The sequence below is a fragment of the Streptomyces sp. NPDC012769 genome (assembly GCF_042901205.1).
Classification (GTDB): Bacteria; Actinomycetota; Actinomycetes; order Streptomycetales; family Streptomycetaceae; genus Streptomyces.
Map to the genome: position 1 here is coordinate 447,335 of NZ_JBIBCP010000006.1, position 19,021 is coordinate 466,355.

15 protein-coding genes are annotated in these 19,021 nt (G+C 73.6%); 12 read left to right on the top strand and 3 right to left on the bottom strand.

The genetic code is table 11. The annotated features are described in order from the left end of the window. Positions 1–57 precede the first annotated feature (57 nt). The 5 genes from ACFY7C_RS30675 (at position 58) to sucD (ending at position 7,351) form a co-directional block, all read left to right on the top strand. Positions 58–1,197 (top strand): AAA family ATPase, encoded by a 1,140-nt coding sequence (locus ACFY7C_RS30675; protein ID WP_389656607.1) that lies wholly within the window; start codon positions 58–60, stop codon positions 1,195–1,197. After that, on the top strand, positions 1,194–3,608 hold the full coding sequence (locus ACFY7C_RS30680) for a DUF5682 family protein (protein ID WP_389656610.1): 2,415 nt from the start codon (positions 1,194–1,196) through the stop codon (positions 3,606–3,608). The genes ACFY7C_RS30675 and ACFY7C_RS30680 overlap by 4 nt, the downstream gene beginning before the upstream one ends. After that, on the top strand, positions 3,605–4,771 hold the full coding sequence (locus tag ACFY7C_RS30685; RefSeq protein ID WP_389656613.1) for a VWA domain-containing protein: 1,167 nt from the start codon (positions 3,605–3,607) through the stop codon (positions 4,769–4,771). Before ACFY7C_RS30680 ends, ACFY7C_RS30685 begins: the two co-directional genes overlap by 4 nt. 495 nt (positions 4,772–5,266) lie before the next feature. Continuing rightward, complete coding sequence (gene sucC / locus ACFY7C_RS30690) at positions 5,267–6,445, top strand: ADP-forming succinate--CoA ligase subunit beta (protein WP_389656616.1); 1,179 nt, start codon at positions 5,267–5,269, stop codon at positions 6,443–6,445. A 21-nt stretch (positions 6,446–6,466) separates the two neighbouring features. After that, a complete protein-coding gene (sucD, locus tag ACFY7C_RS30695) occupies positions 6,467–7,351 on the top strand; it encodes a succinate--CoA ligase subunit alpha (protein ID WP_389656618.1) in 885 nt (294 codons plus the stop codon). A gap of 129 nt (positions 7,352–7,480) precedes the next feature. Here the strand turns inward: sucD and ACFY7C_RS30700 are convergent, their stop codons facing one another. Then, a complete protein-coding gene (locus ACFY7C_RS30700) occupies positions 7,481–8,839 on the bottom strand; it encodes a sigma factor-like helix-turn-helix DNA-binding protein (protein WP_389656621.1) in 1,359 nt (452 codons plus the stop codon). 119 nt (positions 8,840–8,958) lie between these two features. Between ACFY7C_RS30700 and ACFY7C_RS30705 the strand changes: the two genes are divergently transcribed. Continuing rightward, on the top strand, positions 8,959–10,539 hold the full coding sequence (locus tag ACFY7C_RS30705) for a DUF6350 family protein (RefSeq protein ID WP_389656624.1): 1,581 nt from the start codon (positions 8,959–8,961) through the stop codon (positions 10,537–10,539). A gap of 1 nt (position 10,540) precedes the next feature. Here ACFY7C_RS30705 and ACFY7C_RS30710 read toward each other — a convergent pair whose 3' ends face one another. After that, positions 10,541–11,269, bottom strand: a complete 729-nt coding sequence (locus tag ACFY7C_RS30710; protein ID WP_389656627.1) for a hypothetical protein — start codon at positions 11,267–11,269, stop codon at positions 10,541–10,543. A 208-nt stretch (positions 11,270–11,477) separates the two neighbouring features. Here ACFY7C_RS30710 and purN point away from each other — a divergent pair, with 208 nt between their 5' ends. The 3 genes from purN to ACFY7C_RS30725 all read left to right on the top strand — a co-directional run bounded on the left by purN (position 11,478) and on the right by ACFY7C_RS30725 (position 15,260). Then, on the top strand, positions 11,478–12,104 hold the full coding sequence (purN, locus tag ACFY7C_RS30715; protein ID WP_389656630.1) for a phosphoribosylglycinamide formyltransferase: 627 nt from the start codon (positions 11,478–11,480) through the stop codon (positions 12,102–12,104). Beyond that, positions 12,079–13,644, top strand: coding sequence for a bifunctional phosphoribosylaminoimidazolecarboxamide formyltransferase/IMP cyclohydrolase (gene purH, locus ACFY7C_RS30720; RefSeq protein ID WP_389656633.1), 1,566 nt, complete (start codon positions 12,079–12,081; stop codon positions 13,642–13,644). The genes purN and purH overlap by 26 nt, the downstream gene beginning before the upstream one ends. 155 nt (positions 13,645–13,799) lie before the next feature. Next, complete coding sequence (locus tag ACFY7C_RS30725; protein WP_389656636.1) at positions 13,800–15,260, top strand: DUF2079 domain-containing protein; 1,461 nt, start codon at positions 13,800–13,802, stop codon at positions 15,258–15,260. Between the two features lie 107 nt (positions 15,261–15,367). On the opposite strand, the gene ACFY7C_RS30730 is transcribed toward ACFY7C_RS30725, so the two are convergent. Then, complete coding sequence (locus ACFY7C_RS30730; protein WP_389656639.1) at positions 15,368–16,030, bottom strand: RDD family protein; 663 nt, start codon at positions 16,028–16,030, stop codon at positions 15,368–15,370. Positions 16,031–16,256: 226 nt separating this feature from the next. Here ACFY7C_RS30730 and ACFY7C_RS30735 point away from each other — a divergent pair, with 226 nt between their 5' ends. From ACFY7C_RS30735 to ACFY7C_RS30745, 3 genes are all read left to right on the top strand, one after another. Continuing rightward, on the top strand, positions 16,257–17,117 hold the full coding sequence (locus tag ACFY7C_RS30735) for a bifunctional methylenetetrahydrofolate dehydrogenase/methenyltetrahydrofolate cyclohydrolase (RefSeq protein WP_356698248.1): 861 nt from the start codon (positions 16,257–16,259) through the stop codon (positions 17,115–17,117). A 2-nt stretch (positions 17,118–17,119) separates the two neighbouring features. Further along, positions 17,120–17,647 carry a DUF3017 domain-containing protein gene (locus tag ACFY7C_RS30740; protein WP_389656642.1) on the top strand — a complete coding sequence of 176 codons (528 nt, stop codon included), beginning with the start codon at positions 17,120–17,122 and terminating at the stop codon, positions 17,645–17,647. A gap of 319 nt (positions 17,648–17,966) precedes the next feature. Continuing rightward, the gene (locus ACFY7C_RS30745; protein ID WP_389656646.1) at positions 17,967–18,956 is read left to right on the top strand and encodes a malate dehydrogenase; all 990 of its coding nucleotides are present in this window, start codon (positions 17,967–17,969) and stop codon (positions 18,954–18,956) included. Positions 18,957–19,021 lie beyond the last annotated feature (65 nt).

Sequence of the window (19,021 nt, forward strand, 5' to 3'; positions counted from 1 at the left end):
CAGTGGCATGGTGCACCGTGGATCGCACAGCAGGTCGAACGATCTGGAGGGGGACCCATGACCCTGCCCGAAAACACCACGGCGACCACCACGGCCGGCACGACCGACGGCTCCCGCGGCACGGCCCTGCGGCCGCACGCCGAGGACGCCTTCGCCCATGAACTCACCGCGCTCGCCGCCGCGGACGACCGGCCGCGTCCCGCCCGCTGGCGCCTCTCGCCCTGGGCCGTCGCCACCTATCTGCTCGGCGGCACGCTGCCCGACGGCACGGTGATCACACCGAAGTACGTCGGCCCGCGCCGCATCGTCGAGGTCGCCGTCACCACGCTCGCCACCGACCGCGCCCTGCTCCTGCTCGGCGTGCCCGGCACCGCCAAGACCTGGGTCTCCGAGCACCTGGCCGCCGCTGTCAGCGGCGACTCCACGCTCCTCGTCCAGGGCACCGCCGGCACCCCCGAGGAGGCCATCCGCTACGGCTGGAACTACGCGCAGCTGCTCGCCCACGGCCCCAGCCGCGCCGCCCTCGTGCCCAGCCCCGTCATGCGGGCCATGGCGCAGGGCATGACGGCCCGGGTCGAGGAGCTGACCCGCATTCCCGCCGACGTGCAGGACACCCTCATCACGATCCTGTCCGAGAAGACCCTGCCGATCCCGGAGCTGGGAGAGGAGGTGCAGGCCGTCGGCGGCTTCAACCTCATCGCCACGGCCAACGACCGCGACCGCGGGGTCAACGAGCTCTCCAGCGCGCTGCGCCGCCGCTTCAACACCGTCGTGCTGCCGCTGCCGGCCACCCCGGACGCCGAGGTGGACATCGTCGCGCGGCGCGTCGACCAGATCGGGCGCTCGCTCGACCTGCCGGCCGTGCCGGAGGGCGTGGACGAGATCCGCCGGGTCGTCACCGTCTTCCGCGAGCTGCGCGACGGCGTGACCACCGACGGCCGCACCAAGCTCAAGTCGCCGTCCGGGACGCTGTCGACGGCCGAGGCGATCTCCGTCGTCACCGGCGGGCTCGCCCTCGCCGCCCACTTCGGGGACGGCGTGCTGCGCTCCGCCGACGTCGCCGCCGGGCTGCTCGGCGCGGTGGTCCGCGACCCGGCGGCCGACCGGGTGATCTGGCAGGAGTATCTGGAGACGGTGGTCCGCGAGAGAGACGGCTGGAAGGACTTCTACCGCGCCTGCCGCGAGGTGAGCGCGTGACGCGGCCCACCGGCGACCCGACCACCCGCGCCCGCGCCGCCGGAGCCGCCCGCCCCACGCCCGCCCCCGCCTCTCCATCCGCCCCCGGGCCCGCACCGGCCGCCGGGCCGCTGGTGCTCGGCGTGCGGCACCATGGGCCGGGGTCCGCCCGGGCCGTGGCCGCCGCCCTGGAGGCGGGACGGCCCAAGGCCGTGCTCATCGAGGGGCCTCCGGAAGCGGACGCGCTGGTCGCGCTCGCCGCCGACGAGGAGATGCGGCCGCCCGTCGCCCTGCTGGCCCACGCCGTCGACGACCCGGGGCGGGCCGCGTTCTGGCCCATGGCCGAGTTCTCGCCCGAGTGGGTCGCCATCCGCTGGGCCCTCGCGCACGGCGCCGAGGTCCGCTTCGTCGACCTGCCCGCCGCCCACACCCTCGCCGCCACCGACCCCACCTGGGGCGACGAGGACGAGGTCGCCGACCGGGGACTGCGCGTGGACCCCATCGCCGAGCTCGCCGGGGCCGCCGGGTACGACGACGCCGAGCGCTGGTGGGAGGACGTCGTCGAACTGCGCGGCGCCGCCGACCCGTTCGCCCCCTTCGAGGCCCTCGCCGACGCCATGGGCGCGCTGCGCGAGGCGTACGGGCACGGGGGCCACCCCCGCGACCTGGTGCGCGAGGCGTACATGCGGATCCAGCTGCGGGCGGCGCAGAAGGAGTTCGGCGACGATGTGGCCGTCGTCTGCGGCGCCTGGCACGTGCCCGCCCTGCGCCGCGGGAGCAGGGTCACCGCCGACCGCGCCCTGCTCAAGGGGCTGCCCAAGGTCAAGACCGAGCTGACCTGGGTGCCCTGGACCCACCGGCGCCTCGCCCGCCGCTCCGGCTACGGCGCGGGCATCGACGCCCCCGGCTGGTACGCGCACCTGTTCACCGCCCCCGACCGGCCCGTCGAGCGGTGGATGACCAGGGTCGCCGGGCTCCTCAGGGACGAGGACCTGCCCGTCTCCTCCGCCCATGTCATCGAGGCCGTACGGCTCGCCGACACCCTCGCCGTGCTGCGGGGCCGGCCGCTGCCCGGCCTCGGCGAGACCACCGACGCCGTCCGGGCGGTCATGGGCGACGGCTCCGACGTGCCCCTCGACCTGGTCCGCGACCGGCTCGTCGTCGGCGACGTCCTCGGGACCGTCCCGCCCGGCGCCCCCGCCGTACCGCTCCAGCGCGACCTCGAACGGCTCCAGCGCGGACTGCGGCTCAAGCCCGAGGCGAACGAGCGCGAGCTCGAACTCGACCTGCGCAAGGACAACGACGCGGCCCGCAGCCGGCTGCTCCACCGGCTCCGGCTGCTCGGGGTCGGCTGGGGCGGCCCGGTCTCGGGCCGCGGCTCCACCGGCACCTTCCGGGAGAGCTGGCGGCTGCGCTGGGAGCCCGAGCTCCATGTGCAGGTCGCCGAGGCGGGTGTCTGGGGCACCACCGTCGAGGCCGCGGCCACGGCCAAGGCCGCCTCGCAGGCCGCCGCCGCGGACGACCTCGCGACCGTCACCGCCCTCGCCGAGCAGTGCCTGCTGGCCGGCCTCGGCGACGCCCTGCCCGCCGTGCTGCACGCGCTCGCCGACCGGGCCGCCCTCGACGCGGACGTCGCCCACCTCGCCCAGGCCCTGCCCGCCCTCGCCCGCTCGCTGCGCTACGGCGACGTGCGCGCCACCGACACCACCGCCCTGGCCGAGGTCGCCGCCGGCCTCGCCGAACGCATCTGCGTCGGCCTGCCGCCCGCCTGCACCGGGCTCGACACTGACGCCGCCGCCGACATGCGTGACCGGATCGACGGCGTCCACACGGCCATCGGCCTCCTCCCGGACTCCCGCCACCCCGAGGACGGAACCGCCCGGCCCGACGACGACGCCCGCCCCGCCTCCGGCCCGGGGGGTGGCCTGGCCGGGCGGTGGGCCGGGGTGCTCCAGCGGCTGGTCGAGCGGGACCGGGTGCCCGGGGTGCTGCGGGGGCGGGCCGCGCGGCTGTTGCTGGACGAGGGGCGGTTCGCCGAGGGCGAGGCCGCCCGGCTGATGGGGCTCGCGCTGTCGCCCGGCACTCCGCCCGCCGACGCCGCCGCCTGGATCGAGGGGTTCGTCGGCGGCGCCTCCGGAGGCGGACTGCTGCTCGTCCACGACGAGCGGCTGCTCGGCCTGGTCGACGACTGGCTGGGCGCCGTACCGGCCGAGGCGTTCACCGACGTGCTGCCCCTGCTGCGGCGGACCTTCGCCGCCTACGAGACCGGTGTGCGCCGCACCCTCGGCGAGCTCGTAGCCCGCGGGCCCGCCGCCGGCGGCTCCTCCGCCACCGTCGACGTACCGGGCTTCGCGACAGACCTCGACGAGCGGCGCGCCGACGCCGTCCTGCCCCTGCTCCACCTCATCCTCGGCACGGAGGCACCCGTATGAGCACCACCGCCACCATCCCCACGCACCCGACCGCCGACGACGAGCGGCTGCGCCGCTGGCGGCTGGTCCTCGGCGGCGGCGAGGCCGACGGCACCGGCCGCGCCCTCACCGGCACCGACGCCGCCATGGACGGCGCCCTCGCCGCCCTGTACGACAAGGCGCCCCGCGGGCGCGACCGATCGGCCGGTCTCGGGGGCTCCGCGCCCTCCGTCGCCCGCTGGCTCGGTGACATCCGCAGATACTTCCCCAGCACCGTCGTCCAGGTCATGCAGCGCGACGCGATCGACCGGCTCGGGCTCTCCACCCTGCTCCTGGAGCCCGAGATGCTGGAGGCCGTCGAGGCGGACGTCCACCTCGTCGGCACCCTGCTGTCGCTCAACAAGGCGATGCCGGAGACCACCAAGGAGACCGCGCGGGCCGTGGTCCGCAAGGTCGTCGACGACCTGGAGAGGCGGCTCGCCACCCGCACCCGCGCCACCCTCACCGGCGCCCTGGACCGCTCGGCCCGCATCAGCCGCCCCCGCCACCGGGACATCGACTGGGACCGCACGATCCGCGCCAACCTCGCGCACTACCTGCCGGAGTACGGCACGGTCGTCCCGCAGCGGCTCATCGGCTACGGCCGGGCCTCCCAGGCGGTCAAGAAGGAGGTCGTCCTCTGCATCGACCAGTCGGGCTCCATGGCCGCCTCCGTCGTCTACGCCTCCGTCTTCGGCGCCGTCCTCGCCTCCATGCGGGCGATCGCCACCCGGCTGGTCGTCTTCGACACCGCCGTCGTCGACCTCACCGACCAGCTCGACGACCCGGTCGACGTCCTCTTCGGCACCCAGCTCGGCGGCGGCACCGACATCAACCGCGCGCTCGCCTACTGCCAGTCGAGGATCACCCGCCCCGCCGACACCGTCGTCGTCCTCATCAGCGACCTCTACGAGGGCGGCATCCGCGACGAGATGCTCAAGCGGGTCGCGGCGATGAAGGCCTCGGGCGTGCAGTTCGTCGCCCTGCTGGCCCTCTCCGACGAAGGCGCGCCCGCCTACGACCGGGAGCACGCCGCCGCCCTCGCGGCCCTCGGCGCCCCCGCCTTCGCCTGCACCCCCGACCTCTTCCCCGAGGTGATGGCCGCCGCCCTCGAGAAGCGCCCACTGCCGATACCCGCCGCCTGACGAGGCGCCCGCACGCCGGAATCCGCCTACCCGCGGAACCGCCCGCCCGCGCAACCGCCCGCATGCGGAATCCGCACGACTTCGGCCACCGGACCCGTACGGAATCCGTCGCCGGGCGCCGCCCGGACGCCGCCCGGACGGGTGCCCCGCGTGTCACTGAGGCCCATATCACAATCCGGCCCCGGCGGCCCTCACCTCACGACACGGCGCGCCGTGAGGGGGCGAACGCCCGCGTGCGGCCTGCCGCGAGGGTGCCGGTGGCCGACGACCCCGGGCCTACGGAACGCCCCGCCACCCCTACGATCTGTGACCCGTATCACCGCTCCGTTGTGACCTGCGATTTAGGGACCCACGGCCCACGGGGATAACCTGCGAGACGGACATGCCGCGTCCACGGACACCGTGTACGCCTCCCTAGTGACAGCGCAGTCACGTTGCCCTTCGCGGCACGCCCACGCAGACAACGAACCGCGATCATCTAGAAAAGGGACGCGCGTGGACCTGTTCGAGTACCAGGCGAGGGACCTCTTCGCCAAGCACGGTGTACCGGTGCTGGCCGGTGAAGTCATCGACACGCCTGAGGCGGCGCGCGAGGCCACCGAGCGGCTTGGCGGCAAGTCGGTCGTCAAGGCGCAGGTGAAGGTCGGCGGCCGTGGCAAGGCCGGCGGCGTGAAGCTCGCCGCCACCCCGGACGAGGCCGTCGCCCGCGCGACGGACATCCTGGGCATGGACATCAAGGGCCACACGGTCCACAAGGTGATGATCGCGGAGACCGCTCCGGAGATCCTCGAGGAGTACTACGTCTCGTACCTCCTCGACCGCACCAACCGCACCTTCCTCGCCATGGCCTCCGTCGCCGGTGGCATGGACATCGAGGAGGTCGCCGCGACGACCCCCGAGAAGCTGGCGAAGGTGCCGGTCGACGCCAACAACGGCGTGGACATCGAGAAGGCCCGCGAGATCGTCGCCCAGGCGAAGTTCCCGGCCGAGGTGGCCGAGAAGGTCGCCGAGATCCTCGTGACCCTGTGGAAGACCTTCGTCGCCGAGGACGCCCTCCTCGTCGAGGTCAACCCGCTGGCGAAGGTCGCCTCCGGCGACGTCATCGCCCTCGACGGCAAGGTGTCCCTGGACGCCAACGCCGACTTCCGTCAGCCCGAGCACGAGGCGCTCGAGGACAAGGCCGCAGCCAACCCGCTCGAGGCTGCCGCCAAGGCCAAGGGCCTCAACTACGTCAAGCTCGACGGCGAGGTCGGCATCATCGGCAACGGCGCCGGCCTGGTCATGTCGACCCTGGACGTCGTCGCGTACGCCGGTGAGAACCACGGCGGCGTGAAGCCCGCCAACTTCCTCGACATCGGCGGCGGCGCCTCCGCCGAGGTCATGGCGAACGGCCTGGAGATCATCCTCGGCGACCCGGACGTCAAGTCCGTGTTCGTCAACGTCTTCGGCGGCATCACCGCCTGCGACGAGGTCGCCAACGGCATCGTGCAGGCTCTGGAGCTCCTCGCCTCCCGTGGCGACGAGGTCACCAAGCCGCTGGTCGTGCGCCTCGACGGCAACAACGCGGAGCTGGGTCGCAAGATCCTGTCGGACGCCAACCACCCGCTGGTGCAGCGCGTGGACACCATGGACGGCGCGGCCGACAAGGCCGCCGAGCTCGCGGCTGCGAAGTAAGGGAAGAGGGACAGAACAGCCATGGCTATCTTCCTCAACAAGGACAGCAAGGTCATCGTCCAGGGCATGACCGGTGCCACGGGCATGAAGCACACCAAGCTCATGCTGGGTGACGGCACCAACATCGTCGGCGGCGTGAACCCGCGCAAGGCCGGCACGACCGTCGACTTCGACGGCACCGAGATCCCGGTCTTCGGCACCGTCGCCGAGGCGATGAAGGAGACCGGCGCCAACGTCTCGGTCCTCTTCGTCCCGCCGGCCTTCGCCAAGGCCGCCGTGGTCGAGGCGATCGACGCCGAGATCCCGCTCGCCGTCGTCATCACCGAGGGCATCGCCGTCCACGACTCCGCCGCGTTCTACGCGTACGCCGTGGAGAAGGGCAACAAGACCCGCCTCATCGGCCCGAACTGCCCCGGTCTCATCACCCCGGGCCAGTCCAACGCCGGCATCATCCCGGGCGACATCACCAAGCCGGGCCGCATCGGCCTGGTCTCGAAGTCCGGCACGCTGACGTACCAGATGATGTACGAGCTCCGTGACATCGGCTTCTCCTCCGCCGTCGGCATCGGTGGCGACCCGGTCATCGGCACCACGCACATCGACTGCCTGGCGGCCTTCGAGGCCGACCCGGAGACCGAGCTGATCGTCATGATCGGCGAGATCGGCGGCGACGCCGAGGAGCGTGCGGCCGAGTTCATCAAGGCCAACGTCACCAAGCCGGTCGTCGGCTACGTCGCGGGCTTCACCGCGCCCGAGGGCAAGACCATGGGCCACGCCGGCGCCATCGTCTCCGGCTCCTCCGGCACCGCCCAGGCGAAGAAGGAGGCCCTCGAGGCCGCCGGTGTCAAGGTCGGCAAGACCCCGACCGAGACCGCCAAGCTGGCGCGCGCCATCCTCGCGGGCTGACGCGATCGGACACGGGCTGAATCGCACAGCAGCCTGACAGGCCGCCACGGCTGTGACGGCCGTACGTGAGTGGGCCCCGCCCCCTCCCGGGAAACCGGGCGGGGGCGGGGCCCACTCGCATGCGCGCTGCTATTCGGGTCGCGGGACCAGCCGCTCCGGGCCGGGGTGCGGGGCGGAGCGCAGCCGGTCGCGGAGTTCCTTGTCCTCCGGGCGCAGCTTCTGCGGGCCGCCGCGCACCGGGACGCCGTCGACGACCTGGCCCGGCACGTTGACCGGGATGTAGCGGGTCGGCGCGGTCGCCGCCGTGAAGGCCGTGATGCCGATCAGCCCCGCCGTCACCCCGATCACCGACCGGGTGAACAGCCGGGTACGCCGCTCGCTGCCGCTCCGCACGCTGCGCGCCGGGGCCAGCGTCGCCGTCGGCGCCTCCGCGACGAGCGCGCTCAGCCGGCGGTGCAGGGCCTCGGGATCCGCGAGTTCGGGCACCCGCCGCGCGATGGCCGCGCGGGCGTGCAGCAGCCGGTTGCCGGCGGCCGGGGTGCTCGCCTCGGTCTCGGCGGCCGTCTCCGGCAGGTCCAGGCCGAGGCCGTCGTAGAGCAGGACGGTACGGCGGTACGGGGGCGGCAGCTCCAGGAGCGCGTCGAGGAGGGCCCGCCGGTTGGCCTCGGTCGGCGGGGAGTCGGGGTGCCGGTGGCGGCGCCGGAAGCGGTGCCAGGGGGAGAGCGCGTACTCGTAGGCCGCCGCGCGCACCCAGCCCACCGGATCGCGGTCGACGGCGACCTCCGGCCAGTGCTGCCAGGCGTGGTGGAAGGCGTGCTCGACGGACTCCCGGGAGAGCCGGCGGCGGCCGGTGAGCAGATAGGTCTGGTGGACGAGTCCGGGGGCGGCGTACGCGTACAGCGCGTCGAAGGCCTCCTCCGGGGTGAGCCCGGGCCGGGCCGCATCCGCGGGCGACTCTTCGACCTCAGCGGGCTCGACGCCCTCCGCGCCCTCGACGCCCTCCGCGCCCTCGGCGCCCTCGACGCCCTCGGCGGGCGCGGTGGCTTCGCCGGCCCCGGTGGTCGGGTCGTCGTCTCCCCGCGCCGGAGCAGCAGGCGCCGCGGCGGCCTTCACCGCAGGCCTCTCGGACACCCCGGACGACGCCCCGGACACCCCGGGCGCGCTCGACGCCACGGACGCCACGGATGGCGCCTTCGGCGGCCGGGCGGTGCCCTTCGCGGCCTGGCGGGGCCGGGTGGCGGCGGGTGCCGGGCGGGCGGGCTTCTCCGTGCGCGGGGCCGCCGGCTCCTCGTAGACGCCGAGCAGCTTGGCGTACGCCTCCCGCTTGCGACCCCTCGGTGCACTGCGGCCGGTCTCCCAGGAGCGGACGGTGGCGCGGGTGACTCCCATGGCCTCCGCGACCTGCTCCTCGCTCAGGGAGAGCGCCTCACGCAGCCGGCGCCTCTCCTTGGGAGAGGGGAGCGAGACGGACGGACTCGTCGGACTCATCGGCGTCGACCTCCCGCGGCGCAGCTCTGGGCGGAAAAGTACATAAACGTATATTGAGCGACACAACGGTCATTCGCCTGTTACGAGGGCAAACCGCGTGTCGCTGGCAGCATGGCCCCGTGACCTACGTGACCGAGCAGCGCCCGCCGCTGGTGCCCGAGGCCGCCGCCCGGGGTCGCCGTTCCGCGGCCCTGGCCACCGCCTTCGTGCGCGGCGGGGTCGCGGCCGGTCTCGGGCTCGGCGCGCTCTCCGTCCTCGTGATCGCCGCCTGGATCGCGTCCCCGTTCCCCGACAGCGGCCCCGGCGGCGCCCTGCACGTCGCGGCGGGCCTGTGGCTGCTCGCCCATGGCACGGACCTCATCCGCACCGACACCGTCTCGGGCGTCCCGGCGCCCCTCGGCATCACTCCGCTGCTGCTCAGCGTCCTCCCGCTGTGGCTCGCGCACCGGGCGGCCCGGGACACCCTCGACCCGGACGACGGCGGACCGGCGCCGTCGGCAGCCGGTGCCGTGGCCGCCGTCGCCGGGGGATATCTGCTGGTCGCGGCCGTGGTCGTGGTCTACACGGAGGCCGGGACGCTGCCCGCGGACCTGATCACCGCCGGTGCCTGGACACCCGCCACCGTCCTCGCCGCCGCCGGCGCGGGAGCCTGGACGGCCCGCGGCCGGCCGCTGCCGGGCCGCGAGCAGAGCGCGGTGGCCCTGCGCGCCGCCGGGCTCGCGCTGTTCGGCCTGCTCGGCGGCGGCGCGGTGCTCACGGCGGCCTCGCTGCTGTGGCGCGTCGGCGCCGCCCAGGCCTCCTTCCACGGCCTCGCGGGCGAATGGTCCGGCCGGGCGGCCCTGGCCTTGCTGGTGCTCGCGCTGCTGCCGAACGCCGTCGTCTGGAGCGTCGCCTACGGGCTCGGCCCGGGCTTCTCGCTCGGTACGGGTGCCCTGGTCAGCCCGCTCGGCTTCACCGGTACCCCGGCCGTGCCCGACTTCCCGCTGCTCGCCGCGCTCTCGGGTGAGGGCCCAGGCCGGTGGCTGCACTGGACGGTGGCCGCGGTCCCGGCCGTCGCGGCCCTGGTGCTCGGGCGCCGGGTGGGCAGGTCGGCCCGCGTGTGGACGGGCCGGGAGACGGTGCTGACCGCGCTCGGCGCGGCATGGGCCTGCGGGGCGGCCGTCGCGCTCCTCGCGGCGGCGGCCGGCGGCCCGCTGGGCTCGGGCCGGCTCGCGGCCTTCGGCCCGGTGTGGTGGCGGACGGGCGCGGCGGCGGTGCTGTGGTGCATGGCCCTCGGCGTGCCGACGGCGCTCGCGGTACGGGCCTGGGGGCGCCGCGGCCTGCGACGTACGGCGAACCGGGCGGCGGAGCGGGTGGCCGCCGCGGCGGCGCCCCAGTCCGCAGCCGCGTCCGCAGCCGTGCCGGCCCCCGCCGCGTCGGGTCCGGGCTCCGCGTCGGGTCCGGGCTCCGCCTCGGGTCCGGGATCCGGGGCCGGGAAGAACCGTCAGGGGGCGGGTTCCCCGGACGAACTCCCCGGCACCGCGGGCGCGCTCGCCGCCCTCGACGCCCTGGAGGCGCTCGACCCGCTGGGTCGTCCGGACCGCCTGGACCCGCTGGACGACGACGCGTCCGACGAGTCCTACGGCTTCCTGCCCGCCGCGTGGGAGCCGTCGGCGGAACCGCCCGTACCGCCGCCCCCGCCCCCGCCCGCGGATAACTGAGCTACTCGCGCACCCCGAAGGTGTCCTGCAGCGGCTTCGGCAGCAGGTCGTTGCAGGCCAGCTGGCTCTGCTTGGTCAGGGCGTCGGCCCGGCACTCGTAGAAGTCCCGGTACACCAGGTGCATCGCGAAGCCGCTGGCCACGATCAGCAGCGCCACCGCGGACGCGACCAGGCCGCTGATCGCCGCCGTCCGCTGGGAACGGGCCGCACCCGCCACCGGGGCCGCCTGCCCCATGGCCTGCCCCGGCCCCTGCCCCGCCGCCTGCCCCTGCGACTGCGGCCCCGCCGGGGCCTTCGCCTTGGCGCGCAGCCCGCTGATCGCCCAGTACAGACCGAGCGCGCCGAGCAGCAGCGCCAGCTCCGGGATGTCGAAGATCGCGAAGAAGAAGGCCCACATGCCCGAGAGCACCGCGTATCGCGCGCGCCGCTGCGCCGGGTCGGTCGGGTCCCAGCGGAGCCCCGGCCCCTGGCCGCCCTCGGGCCCGCCCTGACCGCCGCCCGAGGGCCGCTCGGGACGGCGGCCGAAGCCGTCGGAGGAACGTCCGGGCTGGCTGCTGCTCCAGCCCGGACCCGACTCGGACCCGGAACCGTTCCCCTGCCCCTCCTGCCCTTCCTGGCCCTCGTGCCCCTCCTGGCCGTCTGGACGCCGCGGCTGCCACGGCTGGTCCGGCTGCCCCTCCGGGGGCGGTGCGAACGGGTTGTTGTCGTTCGTGGACTGGCGATCCGGCATGTGCTGGACGTCTTCCCTCTGTCTGTCGTGCGCGGGTGTGGAGTGTCGTCGGACCCAGACGCTACCGCCCGGTCCCGCCCCCGTCCCGTGGGGGCCGTCCGGAGTGCCGGTATCGTTGCTGACGGTCGGCCCCTTCGTAGGGTTCCCCGTATCGAGGGACGCGATTCGTTCGTACGACCGCACAAACACCACGGAAAGAGTGACCTCAGTGGCTGCCGCCCGCCTCGTCGTCCTGGTCTCCGGCTCCGGCACGAACCTCCAGGCCCTGCTCGACGCGATCGCCGCCGACCCGGGGTACGGCGCCGAGATCGTCGCCGTCGGAGCCGACCGCGACGGCATCGCCGGCCTCGAACGGGCCGAGCGGGCCGGGCTGCCCACCTTCGTCTGCCGCGTCAAGGACTACGCGACGCGCGAGCTGTGGGACCGCGCCCTGGCCGAGGCCACCGCCGCGTACGAGCCGGACCTCGTCGTCTCGGCCGGCTTCATGAAGATCGTCGGCAAGGAGTTCCTCGCCCGCTTCGGCGGCCGGGTCGTCAACACCCACCCGGCGCTGCTCCCCAGTTTTCCCGGTGCCCACGGCGTGCGCGACGCGCTCGCCTACGGGGCGAAGGTCACCGGATGCACCGTCCACTTCGTCGACGACGGTGTCGACACCGGCCCGATCATCGCCCAGGGCGTGGTCGAGGTGCGGGACGAGGACGATGAAGCCGCGCTCCACGAGCGCATCAAGGAAGTCGAGCGCTCGCTGCTCGTCGAGGTCGTGGGGCGCCTCGCCCGCAACGGCTACAGCATTGAGGGACGAAAGGTTCATGTCGGTGAACACGGACACCGTTAAGCCCATCCGCCGCGCGCTGGTCAGCGTCTACGACAAGACGGGGCTCGAGGAGCTGGCCCGCGGTCTGCACGAGGCCGGGGTCGAGCTCGTCTCCACCGGCTCCACCGCGTCGAAGATCGCCGCGGCCGGCGTTCCGGTCACCAAGGTCGAGGAGCTGACCGGCTTCCCCGAGTGCCTGGACGGCCGCGTCAAGACCCTGCACCCGCGCGTGCACGCCGGCATCCTCGCCGACCTGCGCCTGGAGTCGCACCGCGCGCAGCTGGCCGAGCTGGGCGTCGAGCCCTTCGACCTGGTCGTCGTGAACCTCTACCCGTTCCGGGAGACCGTCGCCTCCGGCGCCACCCCCGACGAATGCGTCGAGCAGATCGACATCGGCGGCCCGTCCATGGTCCGCGCCGCCGCCAAGAACCACCCGTCCGTGGCCATCGTCACCAGCCCCGAGCGGTACGCCGACGTCCTCACCGCGGTCAAGGCCGGAGGCTTCGACCTGGCCGCCCGCAAGCGGCTGGCCGGCGAGGCCTTCCAGCACACCGCCGCGTACGACGTGGCGGTCGCCTCCTGGTTCGCCGACGACTACGCGGCGGCCGACGACAGCGGCTTCCCCGACTTCCTGGGCGCCACCTACGCCCGCGGCAACGTCCTGCGCTACGGCGAGAACCCGCACCAGGGCGCCGCGCTCTACGTCGACGGCACGGGCGGCCTCGCCGAGGCCGAGCAGCTGCACGGCAAGGAGATGTCGTACAACAACTACACGGACACCGACGCCGCGCGCCGGGCCGCGTACGACCACGACGAGCCGTGCGTCGCGATCATCAAGCACGCCAACCCGTGCGGCATCGCGGTCGGCGCCGATGTCGCCGAGGCCCACCGCAAGGCGCACGCCTGCGACCCGCTGTCCGCGTTCGGCGGCGTCATCGCCGTGAACCGCCCGGTGTCGGTCGAGATGGCCGAGCAGGTCGCCGAGATCTTCACCGAGGTCATCGTCGCCCCCGGCTACGAGGACGGCGCCGTCGAGGTCCTCGCCAAGAAGAAGAACATCCGCGTGCTGCGCGCCGAGGGCGCCCCGGCCAACCCGGTCGAGGTCAAGCCCATCGACGGCGGCGCCCTCCTCCAGGTCACCGACCGCCTCCAGGCCGACGGCGACGACCCGGCGAACTGGACCCTCGCGACGGGCGAGGCCCTCTCGGCCGAAGAGCTGGCCGAGCTGTCCTTCGCCTGGAAGGCCTGCCGCGCGGTCAAGTCCAACGCGATCCTCCTCGCCAAGGACGGCGCCTCGGTCGGCGTCGGCATGGGCCAGGTCAACCGCGTCGACTCCGCGAAGCTGGCGGTCGAGCGGGCCGGCGAGGAGCGGGCCCGCGGCTCGTACGCCGCCTCCGACGCGTTCTTCCCCTTCCCCGACGGCCTGGAGATCCTGACCGCCGCCGGCGTGAAGGCGGTCGTGCAGCCGGGCGGTTCGGTGCGCGACGAGCTGGTGGTGGAGGCCGCGAAGAAGGCGGGCGTGACGATGTACTTCACGGGTACGCGCCACTTCTTCCACTGATCACTCCCCTCGATCCAGGGGTACGACGGAGGGCCCGCCGGTACGAGACGCGTGCCGGCGGGCCCTCCGTCGTCGCGCGGTCGTCGATTCCGCCGGTCGGGTGGTCTCTGCTCTAATGGGTTGCTCTTTGTCGACGGCTGGTCCATGGGGGCACGGTGTTGGATGTGCACAACGGTTCCGCGGTGGAGCCCTCCGCTCCCGAGGCCGTTCCGCGGCCGCGCGGCGAGGACGCCCCCGCGTCCGGATCCGTACCCCTCCTCCCGTACGCGCTGATCGCGACCGTCCTCGGCGGGCTGTACTTCCTCTACTCATGGGTCCAGTACGAGCGCTTCCGCACGCCCTCCTGGGACCTGGGGATCTTCGAGCAGTCCGTCCGGGCCTACGCCGAGCTGCGCGCCCCGATCGTCGACATCAAGGGCCCCGGCTTCCTCATACTCGGGGACCACTTCAGCCCGGTGACGGCGCTGCTCGCGCCGCTCTACTGGGTGTGGTCCTCCCCGCTCGTCCTGCTCCTCGCCCAGGCCGCGCTGTTCGCCGCCTCCGCCGTCGTCGTCGGCCGCACCGCCCACCAGGTGCTCGGCAGCCGGGCGGCCGGGATCGGCCTCACCGTGGCGTACGGGCTCTCCTGGGGGCTCCAGGAGGCGGTCAAGTCCGACTTCCACGAGATCGCCTTCGCCGTCCCGCTGCTCGCCCTGACCTGCCGGGCCCTGCTCCTCGGCCGCTGGAACGCGGCCGTCGCCTGGTCCGTGCCGCTCGTGCTGGTCAAGGAGGACATGGGGCTGACCGTCGCCATGGTCGGCGCTGTCCTCGTCGTCAAGGGGCAGAAGCGGCTCGGCGCCGCCCTCGCCGGGTTCGGCGCGGCGTTCTTCGCGCTGACCGTGCTGGTCCTCATCCCGGCCGCGAGCCGGGTCGGCCAGTACGACTACTGGGCCAAGATCGAGAAGACCGGTGACGGCGCCGAGGTGTCCTTCCTCGACTCCGTCCTGGGCGCCTTCGCGCACGGCGAGAAGTGGGAGATGGTCCTCTTCCTCGTCGGCATCACCGGTTTCCTGTGCCTGCGCTCCCCGCTGATGCTGCTCGTGCTGCCGACGCTCGGCTGGCGCTTCCTCTCCCACGACCCCAACCACTGGGGCATGCTCTGGCACTACAGCGCGATCCTCATGCCGGTGGTCTTCCTCGCCCTGGTCGACGCGGTCCGCGCCGTCCGCCGTTCGCCGCGCCCCTGGCTCGTGGCGTACGGGAAGGTCGTCGTCCCCGTCGTCACGGCGATCGCGCTCGTCCACGCCCTGGACATGCCGCTGCGCGAGCTGCTGCGCTCCGAGACGTACCGCACCGACGCCCGCACCCTGGACGCGCGGCGGGCGGTGGCCGCGGTGCCGGAGGGCACCAGCGTGGAGACCAACGTGACGCTCATGGCCCACCTGACCGGGGACCACACGGTCTACTGGGTCGGCGGGGCGCAGGGCGTCAGCCCCGACTACCTGGCCCTGGACCTCGCCTCCGGCTGGTCCCAGCCGGTCACCGACCCGGTGGGCCTGGCCTCGCAGCTCCACCCGGAGGCGCGGTACGAGGTGTCGGCGCAGGCCGGACAGTTCGTGGTGCTCAAGCGGCGGTGACAGCCGTCAGCCGATGGAACGCGTAGGCGCGTACGCGGGCGGGCCCCCGGTTCTCCTCGAACCGGGGGCCCGCCCGCGTACCGCGTACGTCCGTCACACCACCGCGGTCAGCGGTTCTCCTTGACGACGACCGTGTTGCAGATCTTGTCGGAGAAGGTCTGCTTCTTGGCGTCCCAGATGGGCCACAGGTAGCCCAGGTAGCAGGCGATGCCGTCGATGAAGTGCGCCAGCTGGCGCACGAAGGCCATGCCGAAGCCGAGCGGCGCGCCGGTCGCCTCCTTGAGGGTGCGCGTGCCGACGGCCTTCTTGCCGATCGTCTGGCCGGTGGCGCCCTCCTTGTAGACCTGGAAGAAGAACATGCCGACCAGGTAGACGAAGCCGATCAGGCTGAGGACGGCGGCCAGACCCTCGCCGCTGCCGTCGGAGATCACGACACCGATGATGATCAGCAGGTAGTACGGGCCGACGATGACGGCCGTGTCGATCAGGCGGGACAGCACGCGCCAGCCCCAGTGCGCCAGCGGCGGCTGGGCGCCGTAGCCCATCGGGGCCTGCGGGTAGCCGCCGCCGTACGGCTGCTGGACCGGCGGCGCCTGCGGGTAGCCGTACTGCTGCGGCACGCCCTGCGGGGCCTGCTGCGGGTAGCCGTAGCCGGGCTGACCGCCCTGGGGCTGGCCGTAGCCGGGCTGACCGCCCTGCGGCTGGCCGTAGCCGGGCTGACCGCCCTGGGGCTGCTGGCCGTAGGGGTTGTTCGGGTCGCCGAAGCTCATGTGGGGTTTCCTCCGTCGGGTCTTGCGGGGACGACGCGGCCCGCACCGAGGAAAGCCAGCGAACATAGAAGAGCGGTCTGTCCCCCCAGCACTGCCCGCGGCACTGCGCAGATCATCGTGGTCAAAGTGTCGACCGCTTGTCCAGTCGATACGCATGGCGGTTGTGCAAGTGCAATCTCGGCCTCCGAATTGGAAACCGGCAGGGGTCATCCGGGAGGATGGCCGCATGAGCGCCCAGATTCTCGATGGCAAGGCCACCGCGGCCGCGATCAAGTCCGACCTGACCGCCCGTGTGGCGGCCCTGAAGGAGAAGGGTGTGACGCCCGGCCTCGGCACCGTCCTGGTCGGCGACGACCCGGGCAGCCAGAAGTACGTCGCGGGCAAGCACCGCGACTGCGCCCAGGTCGGCATCGCCTCCATCCAGCGCGAGCTGCCCGCCTCCGCCACCCAGGAGGAGATCGAGGCGGTCGTGCGGGAGCTCAACGAGGACCCGGCCTGCACGGGCTACATCGTGCAGCTGCCGCTGCCCAAGGGCATCGACGAGAACCGCATCCTGGAGCTGATGGACCCGGCCAAGGACGCCGACGGTCTGCACCCCATGAACCTCGGCCGGCTGGTCCTCAACGAGCCCGCCCCGCTGCCCTGCACCCCGAACGGCGTCATCACGCTCCTGCGCCGGCACGGCGTGGAGATCAAGGGCGCGGAGGTCGTGGTCGTCGGCCGCGGTGTCACCATCGGGCGCCCGATGCCGCTGCTGCTGACCCGCCGCTCCGAGAACGCCACGGTGACCCAGTGCCACACCGGCACCAAGGACCTCGCGGCGCACCTGCGGCGCGCGGACATCATCGTCGCGGCGGCCGGCGTGCCGCACCTGATCAAGCCGGAGGACGTGAAGCCGGGCGCGGCCGTGCTCGACGTCGGCGTCTCCCGCAACGACGAGGGCAAGATCGTCGGCGATGTGCACCCGGGTGTCGCCGAGGTCGCCGGCTGGATCTCGCCGAACCCCGGCGGCGTCGGCCCGATGACCCGCGCCCAGCTCCTGGTGAACGTCGTCGAGGCCGCGGAGCGCGCGGCCGGGATCCGCTGACCGTGTCCCCCTCCGAGGTGCCGCCGGAGCGGAGCGGTACGGGCGGTACGGACGGCTCCGAGGCTCCCCGCCCCGGCGCCGGGTCCGGCCCCGCCACCGGGGCCGCCGCCGGGCCCGTCGACGCGGCCGTGCCGCGTCGGCACCCCCGGGCGACGCTGACCACCACGACCGCCCGGCCCGAGGGCGGCGGGCGGGCGGCGCCCGGTGACGCCCCGGCGCCCGCCCGCCAGTGGCCGCTGCTCACCGTGCTCGGGATGGCCGCGCTGGGCCTGCTCGTCGTCGGCACCGACCTGTTCCCGCAGTCGTTCCGGGTCGGCACCCTGCTGGTCGGGGTCGCGCTCCTGACGGGCGCGGTGCTGCGCCGGGCCCTGCCCTCGGTCGGCATGCTGGCGGTGCGCTCGCGGTTCACCGACATGATCACGTACGGGGTGATGGGCGCCCTGATCGTGCTGCTCGCGCTCATGGTGCAGCCCGCGCCCTGGCTGCGGATCCCGTTCCTGGAGGACGTCCTCCACCTCACGGTGACGTAGGCCGTACGGACGTGAACGGGGCGCCCGTCCTCTCCCCCGAGGGAGGACGGGCGCCCTGCGATCAAGGGTCATGTACGTGCCAAGGGTGGTTCAAGGGCTGCCGGAGCGCTGTGGCACGGAGGTGACCATTCCGGTACCTCCCTGTCCGGTAGCCGGGTGGCAGTGAGCCGTCCCACAAGGGGGCGGGGATTGGGCGGGTCCCGGGTCGGATAGCCTGACCGCTGGATATCTCTTCACGTCGAGACACCGATCGATCAGAAGAGGCATCCCGCACCCGGGGCAGGGACCCCCACCCGCCAGCTGTCTTACGGAGATCGCCATGACCCGCACTCCCGTGAATGTCACCGTGACCGGCGCGGCCGGCCAGATCGGCTACGCGCTGCTCTTCCGCATCGCCTCCGGCCACCTGCTCGGCGCGGACGTGCCGGTCAAGCTGCGCCTCCTCGAGATCCCGCAGGGCGTCAAGGCCGCCGAGGGCACCGCCATGGAGCTCGACGACTGCGCCTTCCCGCTGCTCAAGGGCATCGACATCTTCGACGACCCGAACAAGGGCTTCGAGGGCGCCAATGTCGCGCTGCTCGTCGGCGCCCGTCCGCGCACCGCGGGCATGGAGCGCGGCGACCTGCTCCAGGCCAACGGCGGCATCTTCAAGCCGCAGGGCCAGGCCATCAACGCCCACGCCGCGGACGACATCAAGGTCCTCGTCGTCGGCAACCCGGCCAACACCAACGCCCTCATCGCCCAGCAGCACGCCCCGGACGTCCCGGCCGAGCGCTTCACCGCGATGACCCGCCTGGACCACAACCGCGCCCTGTCGCAGCTGGCCCGGAAGACCGGCGCCTCCGTCGAGGACATCAAGCGCCTCACCATCTGGGGCAACCACTCCGCCACCCAGTACCCGGACATCTTCCACGCGGAGATCGCCGGCAAGAACGCCGCCGAGGTCGTGAACGACGAGGCGTGGCTGGCCGACACCTTCATCCCGACCGTCGCCAAGCGCGGCGCCGCGATCATCGAGGCCCGTGGCGCGTCCTCCGCCGCCTCGGCCGCCAACGCCGCCATCGACCACGTCCACACCTGGGTCAACGGCACCCGTGAGGGCGACTGGACCTCCATGGGCATCCCGTCGGACGGCTCCTACGGCGTCCCGGAGGGCCTGATCTCCTCCTTCCCGGTCGTCTGCAAGGACGGCAAGTACGAGATCGTCCAGGGCCTGGACATCAACGAGTTCTCCCGCGCCCGCATCGACGCCTCGGTCAAGGAGCTCTCCGAGGAGCGCGACGCGGTGCGCGAGCTCGGCCTCATCTGAGTCCGACTCCCCGTCCCGTGACGTACGGCGCCCCCGGCCCTCGGCCGGGGGCGCCGCGCGTTGCC